Below are 16,072 nucleotides of genomic sequence, written 5' to 3'. Positions count from 1 at the left end.
TATTTTCACCTTACTTTCCTATTTCTAAAGCTTTCATCAGCATGCTTTTATTCGCATTTAGAGCAGTCACGTTTGCTTCATATGATCTTGAGCTGCTGATGAGGTCGACCATTTCTTTTAATGGATCGACATTTGGTGTTTGAACATATCCATTTTCATTGGCATCGGGATTTGTAGGATCATATTGAAGGTTGAATGGAGTTTCGTCTTCAGTAATCTTTGTTACTTTGACGCCGTTTCCTAATTTGCCGCTCGAATTCATACTTGAGTTCAATATAGATGAAAACGATTCACCTGACGGCTGTAATGTGACAAGCTTACGTCTATAAGGCTCCCAGTTGCCATCAACCTGTTTAGCTCTTGTTGTATCCATATTTGCAAGGTTTGAGGATACAACGTCCATTCTGAGCCTCTGTGCCGTTAATGCTGAGGCCGAAGCGTTCACTCCTGAAAAAATCGACATCACTTACCTCCTGTCAAAACTGTTTTAAGAGAATTGAATTTCCCGCTCATTCTTTCCACCAGCGCATTATACTGAATTTGGTTTTTAGCGAGTTCACTCATCTCTTGATCAATATCGACATTATTTCCGTTTTCTTGATAAGAAGTACGGTTGCTCGAAACAACTGAATAATTAGACCCTGTTTTTGAAAAATCAATGTGACCTTGGTATGTTTTTTTAGCATCTAATTTGATTGACGCATCATTTAGCATGTCATGGAATGCGACGTTTTTCGACTTGTAGTTCGGTGTGTCTATATTTGCGATATTATTGCTTATGACTTTTTGCTTAACATTCGCTCTGCCCAAGGCATTCTCAAGGTTGCTTATCGTTCCAGAAAATATATCCAAAACCATATACCTCCAATCATATGTATTTCATTCCATTTAATCATGTCGAGATTTGTAAAACCATATGTTCATTGTAAGAAATAATAGGATTAAAGTCTATGATGTATATGTAAAAAAAACTCGTAATATATATCTATTTTACGAATAGGTATAAAGGCCTAGATTCAAAGCACTACAGATTTGTAAGGGGTTTCTTGGAAAAAAGAGTGACATTTTTCGGACAAATCCTCATTTTTTCACATAAAAAAACCCTTTTCAGCATTTATTTCGGCCAAAAAGGGTTTTTGATTAATGAGATTTTAAATTTTCGAGTTCAATTAAAAATTTGTTGTTTAACACTTTGATGTACGTTCCCTTCATTCCAAGAGAACGAGATTCAATCACGCCTGCACTTTCTAACTTACGTAAGGCGTTTACGATCACTGAGCGCGTGATCCCTACACGGTCTGCAATTTTACTTGCAACGAGAAGACCTTCGTTTCCATCCAGCTCTTCAAAAATGTGCTCAATCGCTTCAAGCTCACTGTATGAAAGAGAGCTAATCGCCATTTGAACAACCGCTTTGCTTCTTGCTTCTTCTTCGATTTCCTCTGCTTTCTCGCGAAGAATCTCCATTCCAACAACTGTTGCCCCGTATTCAGCAAGAATTAAATCATCATCTGTGAATGTATCTTGTAAGCGGGACAGGATTAACGTACCTAAACGATCTCCTCCGCCGATAATTGGAACAATTGTTGTTAAACCTGATTGGAATAAGTCCCGGTTTTCAATCGGGAAAGCTGTATATTCACTGTTAATATCAAGGTTTGAAGACGTTTCAGGGACATTGAATAGACTCTTTGTATATTCTTCAGGGAACTGACGATCTTCAAGCATTTTTTTCATACGTGCATTTTCGATCTGTTGATTAATGGAGTAGCCAAGAAGCTTTCCCCTTCTGCTTAATACGAAAATGTTTGAATCAATGACATCTCTCAGTGTTTCTGCCATTTCTTTGAAATTAACTGGTTTCCCCGCTGCATCTTGCAGCATTGAGTTAATAATCCTTGTTTTTTGTAGTAACGCCATAATAATGATCCTCCTAGATTACTTTATTCATTTGTTAAAGTATAAATTGACTTAAATCTTTGTTATTTGCAATCTTTCCTAGCTTCTCTTCGACATACTGAGGTGTAATGGTCACTGTCTCCATCGTAATATCAGGCGCCTCAAATGAAAGCTCTTCAAGCAGCTTCTCAAGTATCGTATGAAGCCTTCTTGCACCGATGTTATCTGTCTCCTGATTGACATGATAAGCCACTTCGGCAATCTTATGAATAGCATCGTCAGAAAATTCAAGAGATATACCTTCTGTTTCAAGTAAAGCTTTATATTGCTTTAATAATGCATTATCTGGTTCCGTTAAGATTTTCACAAAGTCTTCTATACTTAATTTATCTAATTCTACACGGATTGGGAAGCGTCCCTGAAGCTCTGGAATCAAATCTGATGGCTTTGCCATATGAAATGCACCTGCTGCAACAAACAGCACATGATCAGTTTTAACGGCACCATATTTCGTCATCACAGTTGAACCTTCTACAATCGGTAAAATATCACGCTGAACCCCTTCACGAGAAACATCTGCAGATGATGCACCACCGCTTTTGGCGATTTTGTCGATTTCATCGATAAAAATAATTCCTTGCTGCTCTGCTTTGTAGACCGCTTCCTGACTGACTTCATCCATATCAATCAGTTTTGAAGCTTCCTCAGCCGTTAATGCCTTTCTTGCTTCTCTGACAGTCAGCTTTCTGCGTTTTTTCTTTTTAGGCATGAGATTGCCGAGCGCATCCTGCATGTTCATACCCATTTGCTCCATACCCGAGCCTTGAAGCATATCAAACATGGAAGGCTGCTGTTCTTCTACTTCAATCGTAACGTAATGATCTTCAAGTTCTCCCATCGCCAGCTGATGAGCGATTCGCTTTCTTGTCGATTCGAGTTCCACTTCTTCATTTGAATGATCTCGATCACGGTCATCTTCATCAGAACCGCCAAACAGCATCTCAAACGGATTTTTCACAGACTGGCTTTTTTTCTTGCCAGGAACAAGTAAATGAACAAGACGTTTATTTGCTTGTTTTTCTGCTTCCTCTTGAACATCTTTCATCTTTTCTTCTTTGACGAGTCTAATCGCTGTTTCAACTAAATCTCTCACCATGGACTCTACGTCACGGCCGACATAACCCACTTCAGTAAATTTCGTCGCTTCCACTTTAATAAAAGGCGCACCAGAAATTCGAGCAATTCTGCGGGCAATTTCTGTTTTCCCCACACCTGTTGGACCGATCATTAAAATGTTTTTAGGAACGACTTCATCCTTTAGCTTATCATGCAAAAGACTTCTTCTGTAACGGTTTCTTAAAGCCACCGCCACTGCTTTTTTCGCATCAAGCTGACCAATGATGTATTGATCAAGCTTTTCAACTATCTCTCTTGGGGTGAACGGCTTTTTCTCCATACGTCTCATGTCCTTTCTATTCAAGCTCTTCTAAAGTGATTTGATCGTTCGTGTAGACACAGATTTCTCCGGCCGTTTCAAGAGCGGCCTTTGCAATTTCTCTCGCTGAGAGATGATCACCTGCATGGGTTTTGAGTGCTCTCCCGGCGCTAAGCGCATAGTTGCCGCCTGAGCCAATGGCCAAAATCCCATCATCTGGTTCGATGACCTCTCCTGTTCCAGAGACAAGCAGGATGCTTTCTTTGTTCATGACGATGAGCATGGCCTCAAGCTGCCTTAGCATCTTGTCACTTCGCCATTCCTTCGCTAGTTCTACGGCTGCCCGCTTTAAATTACCACCATATTCTTCAAGCTTTGTTTCAAACTTTTCAAAGAGTGTAAAAGCATCGGCTACTGAACCTGCAAAACCTGCAAGCACCTTGCCTCCGAAAAGACGGCGCACTTTTTTTGCTGTGTGTTTCATCACGACAGCCTGCCCGAAAGTGACTTGACCGTCGCCAGCCATTGCACTTTTTCCTTTATGCTGAACGGCAAAGATGGTTGTTGCATGAAATGATGACATGAAAAAACCTCCTTTTAGGATCGTTTAAAAGCCCTTGGGTGATGAGACATGTACGTGTTTCTTAAAGAATCTTTTGATACATGCGTGTACACCTGTGTAGATGATAAATTTGAATGACCGAGAAGTTCTTGAACACTTCTCAAATCCGCCCCCTCGTTTAAGAGATGCGTGGCAAAGGTGTGCCTTAACATGTGAGGATGGATATGTAATGTACCTGACGCCTTTTTCATTAATTCAGTGAGAATGAATCGTACACCTCGGTCTGTAAGAGGCGTCCCGCGCTGATTCAAAAACAAATGAGTATCAGCGCGGTCTTTCCCTTTAGATTTCAGCTTCTGCCTTCCATCCTCTAAATAAGTAATGAGCGCTTCATGAGCATATGACCCGAAAGGAACATACCGCTGCTTGCTGCCTTTCCCATGAACAAGCACTGTATCCATCGATAAATCAAGATCAGATTCTTTTAATGAACATAACTCACTGACCCTCATACCTGTTGCATAAAGAAGTTCTAAAATGGCTTGATTTCTTTGCCCAAGCGGTGTGCTGACATCAGAAACTGTAAAAAGCTCTTTTAGTTCCTCTTCATACAAAAATGAAGGAATCCGCTTATCCTGCTTTGGTAAGCTAACGAGTAAAAAAGGATTTTCTTTCACAAGCTGTTCTCTTAATAAAAATTTATAAAAGCTGCGAAGCGCAGAGACTTTCTTACTAATCGTTCTTCTTGTCAGGCCTTTTTCATAAGCTTCTGTTAAATAAATTCTCGTATCTTGATAGGATACCTCTTCAAAACCGTCTATTCCTTGAATGTTCATAAATCTGACAAACTCTTCAATGGCTTCTGTATATCCTGAGATCGTTAAAGCTGAATAGTTTTTTTCAATTTGCAGATATTCAATGAATAAGTGGACAAGACGCTGTTTATTCGTCATTTTTACACCTCTTTAAGGCTTTTAAATGGTATCACATATCTTGCTTTCCGTGCAATGTTTTACTACAGAGATTTCGAAATAGTTTGAATAGTTTCGATTGCGCGCTTAGCGTACTCTGCATAACGTTCTTGTTTGTTCTTAATTCGAACACCTAGATCTTTCAGCAAACCAAAATTCGCATTCATCGGCTGGAAGCTTTTCTTGTTTGTCGATGTGATGTAGTGAGCCATACTGCCAATCGCCGTCTCCTCAGGAAGTGTCACAAGCTCTTCTCCTTTGACAAAACGAGCGGCGTTAATGCCAGCCACAAGTCCGGACGCTGCGGACTCGACATACCCTTCAACGCCTGTCATTTGTCCGGCAAAGAATAGGTCATCTCTATTTTTAAACTGATAAGTCGGTCTTAAAAGGCTTGGCGAGTTAATAAATGTATTACGGTGCATCACGCCGTAACGAACAATTTCTGCTTCTTCAAGGCCTGGAATCAAACGGAATACTTCCTTTTGATCGCCCCACTTCAGATGTGTCTGGAAGCCAACGATGTTATATAAAGTACCTGCTGCATCATCCTGTCTTAATTGAACAACAGCGTAAGGTCTTTTTCCTGTTTTCGGATCTTCCAGTCCTACTGGCTTCATCGGACCAAACAGCATCGTTTTCTTTCCTCTTTTCGCCATGACTTCAATTGGCATACAGCCTTCAAAGAAGATTTCTTTTTCAAATTCTTTTAATGGCACGGTTTCAGCAGAAATGAGTGCCTCATAAAAACGATCGAATTCTTCTTCTGTCATTGGACAGTTTAAATAAGCGGCTTCTCCTTTGTCATAGCGTGATTTCAAGTACACCTTATCCATATCAATGCTGTCTTTCTCTAGAATAGGTGCCGCTGCATCGTAGAAATAGAGATATTCTTCTCCTGTTAACGATTTTAATTCTTTTGAAAGTGCTTCTGATGTCAGCGGGCCAGTCGCGATAATTGTCGGACCTTCTGGTATGCTTTGCACTTCTTCTTGAAAGACAGTAACATTCGGATGATTTTTCACGCGGTCTGTCACGTTTGCTGCAAATTCATGACGGTCTACTGCAAGCGCGCCGCCAGCAGGAACTGAGCTTTCATCTGCTGCTGCGATAATAGCTGAATCTAAATGACGCATTTCTTCCTTTAATACACCTACTGCATTCGTTAAAGCATTCGCACGCAGTGAGTTGCTGCATACAAGCTCCGCAAATTTATCTGTGTGGTGAGCCGGCGTTTGTTTCACAGGTCTCATTTCATATAAATTGACTTTAATCCCTCGTTTAGCGATTTGCCATGCAGCTTCACTTCCAGCTAAACCGGCTCCGATCACATTTACAAATTGACTCATTGTACAACTCTCCTATTTCGTAAGGTCTGTTTGATGACATAAAAAAGCAGGTGAACAAGGCTGCTCACCGCTATTTTTGTTGTTCCTCTTTATAATCACAGTTGACACATTGAACTTGAACGCCTTTTTTCAGCTTTTTCTCTACAAGCATATTTTCGCATTTTGGACACTTTCTTTCAATTGGTTTGTCCCAAGAGACGAATTCACACTCTGGAAAACGATCACAGCCATAAAAAATGCGGCGTTTTTTCGATTTTCGTTCAACAATGTTTCCTTCATGACATGACGGGCATTTGACCCCGATATCTTTGACAATTGGCTTTGTGTTGCGGCAGTCAGGAAAGTTAGAGCACGCCATGAACTTGCCGTATCTACCCATTTTGTACACCATCGGATGTCCGCACTCTTCACAATCAACACCTGCGTATTCCGGCTCAATCTCAACTTCTTGCATCTCTGCTTCAGCTTTTTCTACCCGTTTTGCAAAGTCTTGATAGAAGCTGTCGATAATACGAACCCATTCGATCGTACCTTCTTCAACACTATCAAGTTCCTTTTCCATTTTCGCTGTAAATTCAACGTTAATGATTTCAGGGAAGAATTCAATGATTAAGTTGAGTACAATCTCTCCAAGCTCTGTCGGAGTAAATCGTTTATTATCAAGTGCGACATAGCCGCGCTTTTGAATTGTATCTAATGTTGGTGCATACGTAGATGGACGGCCTATACCGAGCTCTTCAAGTGTTTTGACCAATCTTGCCTCAGTGTAACGCGGAGGCGGCTGTGTGAAGTGCTGTTCAGGTTCGATGTCTTTTGAAAGAACTGTGTCCCCTTCTTTCAGATCAGGAAGCATTTTGTCCTTTTCCTCTAGCTGGTCGTCCTTTCCTTCCACATAAACCTTCATAAACCCAGGGAATTTTACTTTACTGCCATTCGCACGGAAAGTAAGACCGTTATGATCAAGGTCCACACTCATTGTATCAAGAACAGCCGGCGCCATTTGGCTGGCCACGAATCGTTCCCAAATCAATTTGTACAGACGAAGCTGATCGCGGCTTAGCACGTGCTTGACATCTGCCGGTTTTCTTAACGTCGAAGTCGGACGGATGGCTTCGTGAGCATCTTGTGCATTTTCATTCTTTTTAGCTGTTCGTTTTGTTGTGTTTAAGAAATTCTTGCCGTACGTCTGATCAATGAAGGCAGATACTTCTTCAATCGCTGTATTGGAAATACGTGTTGAGTCCGTTCTCATATATGTAATGAGACCGACTGTACCTTCTTTACCAAGATCAATTCCTTCATATAATTGCTGTGCAATCATCATTGTCTTTTTCGCACGGAAGTTTAATTTTCTTGCAGCCTCCTGCTGTAAAGTAGAAGTCGTAAACGGAACAGCTGGATTACGTTTACGCTCTTTTTTCGTTACTTTCTCTACAGAGAATTTGCTTCCCTTTAATTTCGAAAGGATTTCTTTTACATCTTCTTTTGTTTTCAATGGATGTTTTTTGCCATTGAGGCCAAAGAAACTCGCTTCGAAGCTTTCTTTTCCTTTTAGGAATGTACCGTCAATTGTCCAGTATTCTTCTGGTTTAAATTCATTAATTTCATTCTCGCGATCAATAATCAGGCGGAGTGCAACTGATTGAACACGTCCGGCACTTAAGCCCTTTTTCACTTTCTTCCATAAAATCGGACTGATTTTATACCCAACGAGACGATCTAAGATCCGTCTTGCCTGCTGCGCATCAACTAAGTCCATATTGATCATACGTGGATGCTTAAAGGAATCTTTAATCGCATCCTTTGTAATCTCGTTAAAAACAACGCGGCAGTCAGAAGAGAGGTCAAGGTCAAGGCTGTGTGCTAAATGCCAAGCAATCGCTTCTCCCTCTCTATCGGGGTCAGCTGCGAGATAGACTTTCTTTGCTTTTTTCGCTGCTGTTTTTAATTCTTTTAAAACTGGGCCTTTCCCGCGAATCGTAATATATCTCGGTTCAAAGTCATGCTCAGTGTCAACACCGAGCTGACTTTTCGGTAAATCCCTTACGTGCCCCATTGAAGCTTTTACTTTATACTTTTTTCCTAAATAACGCTCAATCGTTTTCGCCTTTGCTGGCGACTCAACGATGACTAAATAATCAGCCATACTCAAAATCCCCCTTAAGAGGTGTTCTCTCTTTATACATTTCACAATTCATATTTATGTTAATTGCACCTATCTAACAGGCAATCATTAAAAATTCTTTATGATGAACATCATTATAAACACGAAAAACAAAGTGTAAACTTAAATCCTCACTATTATTAAATATTCCGATGTCTTTTGTCAAACGATATTTTTATGAGAGTTCAGTATATTGAACGCTGTGGAAGGAGAATTCCTCTAAAATATCCTTTGTGGAATGAACAAGCTTTGCCCCCTGCTGAATGAGTCTTGCCGGACCTGTGGAATTAGAATCAAAGATGGATCCAGCAACCGCAAATACTTCTTTGCCTTGCTCAAGCGCTTGATAGGCTGTAATAAGAGAACCGCTCTTTTCTTTGCACTGAATCACGATGGTCCCTTTCGTCAATGCACTAATTAAACGATTTCTCATTGGAAAATGCCACTTTTCTGGTTTGACATAAGGCGGGTGCTCTGACAAAAGCAAATGATGTTCGCCCATGTATTGAGCCATTTGTGCATGTTCTTTTGGGTATACATGCTGAAAGCCGCCTGCTATAATGCCGATTGTTTTCCCTTTTTTCCTGATGCACTCTTTATGTGCCAGTCCATCGATTCCTTTAGCTAAACCACTGACAATCATCCACTCTTCCTTGACAAGCTCACCAACAATTTTCTTCACACATGCTTCTCCATAAGACGATGGAGCTCGCGTGCCGACTACACCTAAACTTTTTTCTTCATTTAAATATGATACGTTTCCTTTTAGGAATAACACAGGGGGAGGATCATAAATATTTTTTAATGTGCTGGGATATAAGGGTGATGTGATGGGAATCATGTGAATGTTTTGCTTTAAATAGGCTTGAACGATGTGTTGAAAAATGGGGAATTCATTTTCTTCAGCTTGTTTTAAGCGGGTAAAGTCGATCGTTTGTAATGCTCGATCCTGTTTAAAATGATGTGTTTCTTCATTTATATATAGTTCAGGATCGACTTTCCACCATTTTGTTAATAATGAGGGTGAGATGAGGCCTTTTAAGCGGTGAAAAATCATTCTTTCGGACACGTTGTACATACCATTCCTCCAGTTTAAGATAGAAAGAAGAAGACTTGTCAAAGAACAAGTCTTCTTGTGTCATTAATGCGTTTTACAAGCTTCGAAGAGATTCTTCTCTTTTAATACTTTAATCAACGTTTCTCCCATGACAGATGGTGTTTCTGCCACTTCAATTCCACATTCACGCATTGTTTTTACTTTTTCATCAGCTGTTCCTTTACCACCAGAAATAATAGCACCAGCATGTCCCATACGTTTTCCTGGAGGCGCCGTTTTACCGCCAATAAAGCCAACGACTGGTTTAGTCATATTTGCTTTTACCCATTCAGCTGCTTCTTCTTCAGCCGTACCGCCGATTTCACCGATCATTATTACAGCATGTGTTTCAGGGTCTTCATTGAATGCTTTTAACACATCAATAAAGTTTGTCCCATTTACCGGGTCCCCCCCGATTCCTACAGCTGTCGATTGACCAACGCCAGCTTCTGAAAGCTGATGTACCGCTTCATATGTAAGCGTTCCAGAACGAGAAACAACACCCACATGACCTTTTTTATGAATGTAGCCAGGCATGATACCAATTTTACATTCTTCAGGTGTGATGACACCTGGGCAGTTTGGTCCAACTAGTCTTGTCTTTTTCCCTTCCATATACCGTTTCACTTTGACCATGTCAAGCACTGGAATATGTTCTGTGATACAAATGACGAGATCGACTTCTGCGTCAACAGCCTCTAAAATGGCATCTGCCGCAAATGGTGCTGGTACATAGATAACAGAAGCGTTCGCTCCAGTAGTCTGAACTGCTTCAGATACAGTATTAAATACAGGAACTCCTTCTACTTCAGTTCCACCTTTTCCAGGTGTGACACCACCAACAATATTTGTTCCGTACTCAATCATTTGTTTTGTATGGAACAATGCGGTTGAACCGGTAATCCCCTGAACAATTACTCTCGTATTTTTATTAATAAATACACTCATTTAGGTTCCCTGCCTTTCTGCTCTACTTGACTAAAGATACAATCTTTTCTGCCCCGTCAGCCATAGACTCAGCAGAAGTGATATTTAAGCCTGAATCACTCAGGATTTTCTTCCCTAATTCAACGTTTGTTCCTTCAAGACGTACAACAAGTGGTAATGTTAAGCCGACTTGTTTCGTCGCTTCAACAACACCTTCTGCAATGACATCACATTTCATGATGCCGCCAAAAATGTTCACGAAAATCCCTTTGACATTTTGATCAGATAAAATGATTTTAAATGCTTCCGTTACTTTTTCAGCTGTTGCACCGCCGCCAACATCTAGGAAGTTTGCAGGGTCCCCGCCGTAATGCTTGATGATATCCATTGTAGACATCGCAAGACCTGCTCCATTGACCATACAGCCAATATTTCCATCTAAAGAAATGTAGCTTAAGTCATATTTAGATGCTTCAATTTCTTTTGGATCCTCTTCATCAAGGTCACGGTATTCTAATATATCTTTTTGTCTATATAAGGCATTGCTATCAAAGTTTAATTTTGCATCAAGTGCCATGACTTTTCCATCGCCTGTTACAACAAGTGGATTAATCTCAGCAATTGAACAATCTTTTTCAATAAACGCATTGTAAAGGCTTGTCATAAACTTAACAGCTTGGCCAACTAATTTTGTTGGAATATTAATTTTAAATGCCACTTCTCTCGCCTGATAGCCTTGCAGACCAATCGCTGGATCGATGACCACTTTGACGATTTTTTCTGGCGTTTTTTCTGCTACTTCTTCAATTTCAGTACCGCCTTCTTCAGATGCCATCAATACAATTCTTGATGTCGCTCTGTCCAAAACTAGTCCAACATAGTATTCCTTTTGAATATCGCAGCCTTCTTCAATAAGTAAGCGTTTTATTTCGCGCCCTTCAGGCCCTGTTTGATGTGTGACAAGTGTCTTGCCGAGCAATTCCTCTGCAAACCCTTTCACTTCATCTTTCGTTTTTGCAATTTTTACCCCGCCTGCTTTACCACGGCCGCCTGCATGAATCTGTGCTTTTACGACATATACAGAGCTCCCTAGCTCTTCTGATGCTTTCACTGCTTCATCAGGTGTAAATGCTACTTTACCATTTGGAACTGAAACCCCATATTTTCTTAGGATTTCTTTTCCTTGGTACTCATGGATATTCATTTCCCATCCTCCCAACATATGTAGAAACAAAAATTATAAAATAGACTGCGCTTTCATTTTAAAGAATAAAAAAGAGAATGTCTAGGGTTCTATGTAAAATCGTAAAATCCTTCTAAACATTCAAACTTTTATTTTATTAAAAATATAAATTTTTCAGCCAAATCACTTATTTTACCTTATTTTTTCATTTTTTGATCTAACCTGTAGATAAACGAAAAAATTTCTGCTACAGTATCGTATAACGCTTCAGGGATCTCCTCATCTAATGTTAAGTGGCGCATGAGTTCGACTAAATTACGGTCTTCCTGGATTGGGACTCCCGACTTTTTTGCTTCTTCAATAATATGATCTGCCACATAGCCGCTGCCTGTTGCAACGACTTTTGGCGCCTTTTGTTTTTCTTCATCGTAATGCAGTGCGACCGCTCTTCTAAGCGGTTTTGAATCCTTCATACTCGTAAGTCCAGCCCTTTCTCGCTGATTTTATGAAAGTGTTCATCTAGAAATTGAGACGGATCTACTGGCTCTTGTCTCTTTTTTGCTGTAATTCCCGTTAAACTGTATCCTAGCGCATTTAAATTCTCTCGAACAGCCGGAATCATTGGATTAATGGTGCCTTGCAGTTCATGGGCTGTCTCGACTGTAATGGACATGACCTTTTGCTGAATCGTACAGTCTATCAAGGTTTCTTCAAGGTTTTCCATGTTTAAATAAAACATGAGGCGGCACTGAGAAATATCAATAGAGCCATCTTTTTTCTTATGTCCTTTTAGAATAAAGGTTAAATCTTGAACACTATGTTTTGAGAAAAGCGGATAGGAAATCATCATTTGACTGACGGTTTGGTTCTCCTGCTGCACAAATAACTGCCCATTCAATCTATGAAATAATTGATCCACTTCTTTTTTAATGGGCTCTGGTAAATCAGCCTGTCTCACATCATTTAAGGTAAGCTTTAATTGGTGCAGCTCCTGACTTTTGACATCCTGGCTGCCTTTTTCAAGCAGTTTCAGCATACCAATTTCATCACGTACACCTATTGCCTTTTTCATCGTCATAAGTAAATCGAGGACATCGGTTTTATTACTTAATGTTGGTTCTGTCTGCTGCACTACCTGGGCCATAGCTTTTGCCTCTGCTTTTGACAGGAAGGGAAACTCTTTTTGAAGCACAGCTGCTTTTGCGTCAGGCTGAGATCCTGCCTGCTGGAGCCCGTGCAGCAATGCTGTGAGCTGTTTTAAGTTAGGTTCTTGCTGCCCGTCTGCACCTTGTTTCATCAAACTTGCCAGTATCCGCTCAATTTGCTGAGGCGGGATTTGCAGCTCTTCTTTTGGACTTGTTGACTGCTGCACGTTTGTCTGAGGAACTTGGGACGGCTGACGCTCTTGAACGATTGCGGCATGGCTATTTTCTTTTTGCTGAGAAGGATTGAGCTGAGTCGTTACTGGTGAATTGCCACCTTGCTTCGCCTCGCCTTCTCTCGCTGCTAGAAGGACCGATAAGAGCTTTTCTGAATGGACGGCTGTCTCTGCATCTACAACTGACCGAACGGCTTGTATAAGGGTCTGTGTGGCATCTGTGTGCTTCGGAAGCTGTGTTAATTGATTTAATAGCGCTGTTATATCCTGATGAAGGGCAGAGGGTGATTTTACGGCTAAAATAGATTGAAGCACCCCTTGCTGGATCGGTAAATCTTTCTTTAAAGCAAAAAGAAGTGACTGGAGCCCTTTCTTCACATCAGCTCCTTGAAGCTGTTCGATCCACTTCACTGCCGTTTTTAACTCTCCTTCGTTGATGACGGACTTTTCCTTTAAAAAAGCTGTAGCTGTCAGCATGTTTTCAAGCCCATTTTTCAGTGAGAGACCTTCTAATAGTTTGGCTGCTGCATCCTTTAATGTCTTAGGATCTTGATCAAATTGCTGAACGGGTCTTAGTTTATTGAGGCTGCCTCCACCCTCTTGTTCAAATTGGAACCAATAAAATGCGTCTGCTTTAAGCTGAGCCGCCAGCTGTGCTTTTATTTTCGTTGAACCTATTTGAACAAGGGCTGTATCATCTCCAAGCATTTTTAGTACTTTACCGAGAATCAGCCGATGAACATTATCCTTCCCTTCGGTGTTTAATGGAACCGATTCGGCCGTATTCAGCCGGCTATTCAGTGCTGTATGTATGTCCTCAACTCTTGTCATCACAGGCAGCCTCCTTAGATTAAAATTTATGATATAACAGATTTCACTGGCGCAAACGATAACCGGTGGATGGGGGTAGCACCATGTGTTTGAATCGCAGCCAGGTGCTCTTTCGTTCCGTACCCTTTATGTTTTTCAAATTGATACTCAGGATACTTACGCCCGTACTCTTCCATCATCTGATCCCTTGTCACCTTCGCAATACATGCACCTGCTGCAATGGATGCACTTTTTGCATCTCCTTTGATGATCTTCTCTTGGTGAGTAGAAAGCGGGAGTGTCATGGCATCTATGAGTAGATAATCAGGTGTATGAGTTAACTGCTCTACAGCTCTTACCATCGCCAGTCTTGATGCTTCATAAATATTGATTTCATCAATCGTAGCCGCATCAACAATGCCGATTCCGATATCAAGTGCTTCTTTTTGAATTAAATCATAATAAGCCAATCTTTTTTTCTCAGATAATTGCTTTGAGTCGTTTAAACCGAGCAGGACTGTATTTTCCTTTAATATAACGGCTGCTGCCACAACTGGGCCGGCAAGCGGTCCTCTTCCTGCTTCATCTATTCCAGCAATACATGTGTATCCCTGCGCCTTTGCTTTGTTTTCAAATTGCAGCATGTCATCCCATGCCGCGCGAAGTGCTTGCTGCTTTTCTCTCTCTTTGTGCCACTTTTCTATCAGTTTTTGGACACTTTTTCTCGTATCATCTTTCACAAGCTCGCGAATGTAGGCCTCGTCGCCTGCATGCTTTTCTATAAGTTCTTTTATTTGTTTCACCGTGTACATAGGCTTTTTCGCAGCCTCCTTCTTTATATCGGCAGTTTTTCGCAAAAAATAAAGACCCGCATGAGCTGCGTGTCTTTTAGCTTTCAGGCTTCTCAAAAGTGAGGGGACCAAATTTTTCTGTTCGAATATCCCGAATAATGATTTCGGTGGTTTTGTCATAGTTTATGAATCCCCCGCTCATTAGACAGCCGCGCTTAGTACCAATTGCATCAAACAGCTCAACCGTATCTTCAGGTATCTCCGCTAGGTCATAGCGTTTTTTTAATCGCTCTGGGTAGTTCTCTTCTAGAAAACGAAGGGCATACACAGCGACATCCTGTAAATTGATGATCGAATCTTTGATCGCTCCAGTCACCGCAAGTCTGAGTCCTACTTGCTCATCTTCAAACTTCGGCCAGAGGATTCCAGGGGTATCGAGCAGTTCTAGTTCTTTCCCTACCTTTACCCATTGCTGTGATGTCGTAATCCCAGGCCGGTCTCCTGTTTTGGCAATGTTCTTTTTTGCTAAACGATTGATTAAGGTCGATTTGCCGACGTTGGGAATCCCGATAATCAGTGCTCGAATGGCACGTGGTTTGACGCCTTTTGCTTTCATGCGGTCGAATTTTTCTTTTAAAATTTCTTTTGAAGTCGTGATGATCTGATTTAACCCTTGTCCATCGACAGAGTTAATGGCAAGTGACCGAACGCCTTGCTGCTCAAAATGCGCCTGCCACTCCTTTGTCATACGAGGATCTGCTTTATCTGCTTTGTTTAAGAGCATGATTTTGGGTTTGTTTTGAAGGATTTCTTCGATCATTGGGTTTCTAGAGGACATCGGAATTCTTGCATCGGTTAATTCAAATACGATGTCGATGAGCTTTAATTTTTCTGTGACTTCACGTCTTGCTTTTGCCATATGGCCTGGAAACCATTGAATCGTCATATGTGCACCTTCTTTCTTTTACCATTATCTTTATACATTGTACAAAAAAAGAGCCTGTTACAGGTAACAAGCTCTTTCCTTTGATATCATTATCGTCTGATTTCTTTGATACGAGCCGCTTTACCGCGAAGTTCACGTAGATAGTAAAGTTTCGCACGACGTACCTTACCGTGACGTACAACTTCGATCTTAGCGATTTTTGGTGTGTGTACAGGGAATGTACGCTCAACGCCTACACCGTAAGAGATCTTACGAACTGTGAAAGTTTCGCTGATTCCACCACCACGACGCTTAATTACAACACCTTCAAAGATCTGGATACGCTCACGAGTACCCTCGACAACTTTAACGTGTACACGTAAAGTGTCACCAGGACGGAACGCAGGAAGATCAGTGCGTAATTGTTCTTTTGTGATTTCTTCAATCAATTGTTGCATCGTTTTCAACTCCTTCCAACAGATGCTCATGTCCTCTTTCTTCATTGCAGCGGAACATCGTTTTCAAACTTGAATCGGCAAGCCGTCCAAGTCACAAGTAGTATCATACCATACCTCTATGCCG

Annotated in this window: 16 protein-coding genes; all 16 read right to left on the bottom strand. The window is 41.0% G+C overall.

The window, feature by feature from the left end; genetic code table 11:
* Positions 1-10: 10 nt before the first annotated feature.
* Positions 11-463 (bottom strand): flagellar basal body rod protein FlgC, encoded by a 453-nt coding sequence (flgC, locus tag MHI08_RS07760; RefSeq protein WP_024424179.1) that lies wholly within the window; start codon positions 461-463, stop codon positions 11-13.
* Positions 463-852, bottom strand: a complete 390-nt coding sequence (gene flgB, locus MHI08_RS07755; RefSeq protein WP_012009952.1) for a flagellar basal body rod protein FlgB — start codon at positions 850-852, stop codon at positions 463-465. Before flgB ends, flgC begins: the two co-directional genes overlap by 1 nt.
* A 288-nt stretch (positions 853-1,140) precedes the next feature.
* On the bottom strand, positions 1,141-1,920 hold the full coding sequence (gene codY / locus MHI08_RS07750) for a GTP-sensing pleiotropic transcriptional regulator CodY (RefSeq protein WP_007499612.1): 780 nt from the start codon (positions 1,918-1,920) through the stop codon (positions 1,141-1,143).
* Between the two features lie 34 nt (positions 1,921-1,954).
* Entirely contained in the window at positions 1,955-3,355 is a 1,401-nt protein-coding gene (gene hslU / locus MHI08_RS07745) for an HslU--HslV peptidase ATPase subunit (protein ID WP_024424180.1), read from the bottom strand.
* A 16-nt stretch (positions 3,356-3,371) separates the two neighbouring features.
* Positions 3,372-3,917: an ATP-dependent protease subunit HslV gene (gene hslV, locus MHI08_RS07740; RefSeq protein WP_024424181.1), complete on the bottom strand. Its 546-nt coding sequence runs from the start codon at positions 3,915-3,917 to the stop codon at positions 3,372-3,374.
* A gap of 14 nt (positions 3,918-3,931) precedes the next feature.
* Positions 3,932-4,849 (bottom strand): tyrosine recombinase XerC, encoded by a 918-nt coding sequence (gene xerC / locus MHI08_RS07735; RefSeq protein WP_342500134.1) that lies wholly within the window; start codon positions 4,847-4,849, stop codon positions 3,932-3,934.
* A 62-nt stretch (positions 4,850-4,911) separates the two neighbouring features.
* Positions 4,912-6,216, bottom strand: a complete 1,305-nt coding sequence (gene trmFO, locus MHI08_RS07730; RefSeq protein WP_024424183.1) for an FADH(2)-oxidizing methylenetetrahydrofolate--tRNA-(uracil(54)-C(5))-methyltransferase TrmFO — start codon at positions 6,214-6,216, stop codon at positions 4,912-4,914.
* A gap of 70 nt (positions 6,217-6,286) precedes the next feature.
* Positions 6,287-8,362, bottom strand: coding sequence for a type I DNA topoisomerase (gene topA, locus MHI08_RS07725; protein ID WP_024424184.1), 2,076 nt, complete (start codon positions 8,360-8,362; stop codon positions 6,287-6,289).
* A 193-nt stretch (positions 8,363-8,555) separates the two neighbouring features.
* Positions 8,556-9,458 (bottom strand): DNA-processing protein DprA, encoded by a 903-nt coding sequence (dprA, locus tag MHI08_RS07720; RefSeq protein ID WP_224426534.1) that lies wholly within the window; start codon positions 9,456-9,458, stop codon positions 8,556-8,558.
* Between the two features lie 63 nt (positions 9,459-9,521).
* The gene (sucD, locus tag MHI08_RS07715; RefSeq protein WP_007499624.1) at positions 9,522-10,424 is read right to left on the bottom strand and encodes a succinate--CoA ligase subunit alpha; all 903 of its coding nucleotides are present in this window, start codon (positions 10,422-10,424) and stop codon (positions 9,522-9,524) included.
* A 22-nt stretch (positions 10,425-10,446) separates the two neighbouring features.
* A complete protein-coding gene (sucC, locus tag MHI08_RS07710) occupies positions 10,447-11,607 on the bottom strand; it encodes an ADP-forming succinate--CoA ligase subunit beta (protein WP_024426972.1) in 1,161 nt (386 codons plus the stop codon).
* A gap of 176 nt (positions 11,608-11,783) precedes the next feature.
* On the bottom strand, positions 11,784-12,059 hold the full coding sequence (locus MHI08_RS07705) for a FlhB-like flagellar biosynthesis protein (protein ID WP_003211418.1): 276 nt from the start codon (positions 12,057-12,059) through the stop codon (positions 11,784-11,786).
* The gene (locus MHI08_RS07700; RefSeq protein WP_339241395.1) at positions 12,056-13,795 is read right to left on the bottom strand and encodes a glycosyltransferase; all 1,740 of its coding nucleotides are present in this window, start codon (positions 13,793-13,795) and stop codon (positions 12,056-12,058) included. The genes MHI08_RS07705 and MHI08_RS07700 overlap by 4 nt, the downstream gene beginning before the upstream one ends.
* 26 nt (positions 13,796-13,821) lie before the next feature.
* A complete protein-coding gene (locus tag MHI08_RS07695; protein WP_342500133.1) occupies positions 13,822-14,586 on the bottom strand; it encodes a ribonuclease HII in 765 nt (254 codons plus the stop codon).
* Positions 14,587-14,662: 76 nt separating this feature from the next.
* Complete coding sequence (gene ylqF, locus MHI08_RS07690; RefSeq protein WP_024424188.1) at positions 14,663-15,511, bottom strand: ribosome biogenesis GTPase YlqF; 849 nt, start codon at positions 15,509-15,511, stop codon at positions 14,663-14,665.
* A gap of 89 nt (positions 15,512-15,600) precedes the next feature.
* Positions 15,601-15,948: a 50S ribosomal protein L19 gene (rplS, locus tag MHI08_RS07685; protein ID WP_008344834.1), complete on the bottom strand. Its 348-nt coding sequence runs from the start codon at positions 15,946-15,948 to the stop codon at positions 15,601-15,603.
* Positions 15,949-16,072: the final 124 nt, after the last annotated feature.

The organism is Bacillus sp. FSL M7-0791, assembly GCF_038627085.1.
Taxonomy (GTDB): Bacteria; Bacillota; Bacilli; order Bacillales; family Bacillaceae; genus Bacillus; species Bacillus safensis.
The sequence above is the reverse complement of the archived record's forward strand: the minus strand, read 5'-3'. Positions and strand labels throughout refer to the sequence as shown.

Coding starts and splice junctions, on each gene's coding strand:
- flgC (WP_024424179.1), bottom strand. CDS start 463: ATGTCGATTTTTTCAGGAGTGAACGCTTCGGCCTCAGCATTAACGGCA.
- codY (WP_007499612.1), bottom strand. CDS start 1,920: ATGGCGTTACTACAAAAAACAAGGATTATTAACTCAATGCTGCAAGAT.
- hslU (WP_024424180.1), bottom strand. CDS start 3,355: ATGGAGAAAAAGCCGTTCACCCCAAGAGAGATAGTTGAAAAGCTTGAT.
- hslV (WP_024424181.1), bottom strand. CDS start 3,917: ATGTCATCATTTCATGCAACAACCATCTTTGCCGTTCAGCATAAAGGA.
- xerC (WP_342500134.1), bottom strand. CDS start 4,849: ATGACGAATAAACAGCGTCTTGTCCACTTATTCATTGAATATCTGCAA.
- trmFO (WP_024424183.1), bottom strand. CDS start 6,216: ATGAGTCAATTTGTAAATGTGATCGGAGCCGGTTTAGCTGGAAGTGAA.
- topA (WP_024424184.1), bottom strand. CDS start 8,362: ATGGCTGATTATTTAGTCATCGTTGAGTCGCCAGCAAAGGCGAAAACG.
- dprA (WP_224426534.1), bottom strand. CDS start 9,458: ATGTACAACGTGTCCGAAAGAATGATTTTTCACCGCTTAAAAGGCCTC.
- sucD (WP_007499624.1), bottom strand. CDS start 10,424: ATGAGTGTATTTATTAATAAAAATACGAGAGTAATTGTTCAGGGGATT.
- sucC (WP_024426972.1), bottom strand. CDS start 11,607: ATGAATATCCATGAGTACCAAGGAAAAGAAATCCTAAGAAAATATGGG.
- MHI08_RS07705 (WP_003211418.1), bottom strand. CDS start 12,059: ATGAAGGATTCAAAACCGCTTAGAAGAGCGGTCGCACTGCATTACGAT.
- MHI08_RS07700 (WP_339241395.1), bottom strand. CDS start 13,795: ATGACAAGAGTTGAGGACATACATACAGCACTGAATAGCCGGCTGAAT.
- MHI08_RS07695 (WP_342500133.1), bottom strand. CDS start 14,586: ATGTACACGGTGAAACAAATAAAAGAACTTATAGAAAAGCATGCAGGC.
- ylqF (WP_024424188.1), bottom strand. CDS start 15,511: ATGACGATTCAATGGTTTCCAGGCCATATGGCAAAAGCAAGACGTGAA.
- rplS (WP_008344834.1), bottom strand. CDS start 15,948: ATGCAACAATTGATTGAAGAAATCACAAAAGAACAATTACGCACTGAT.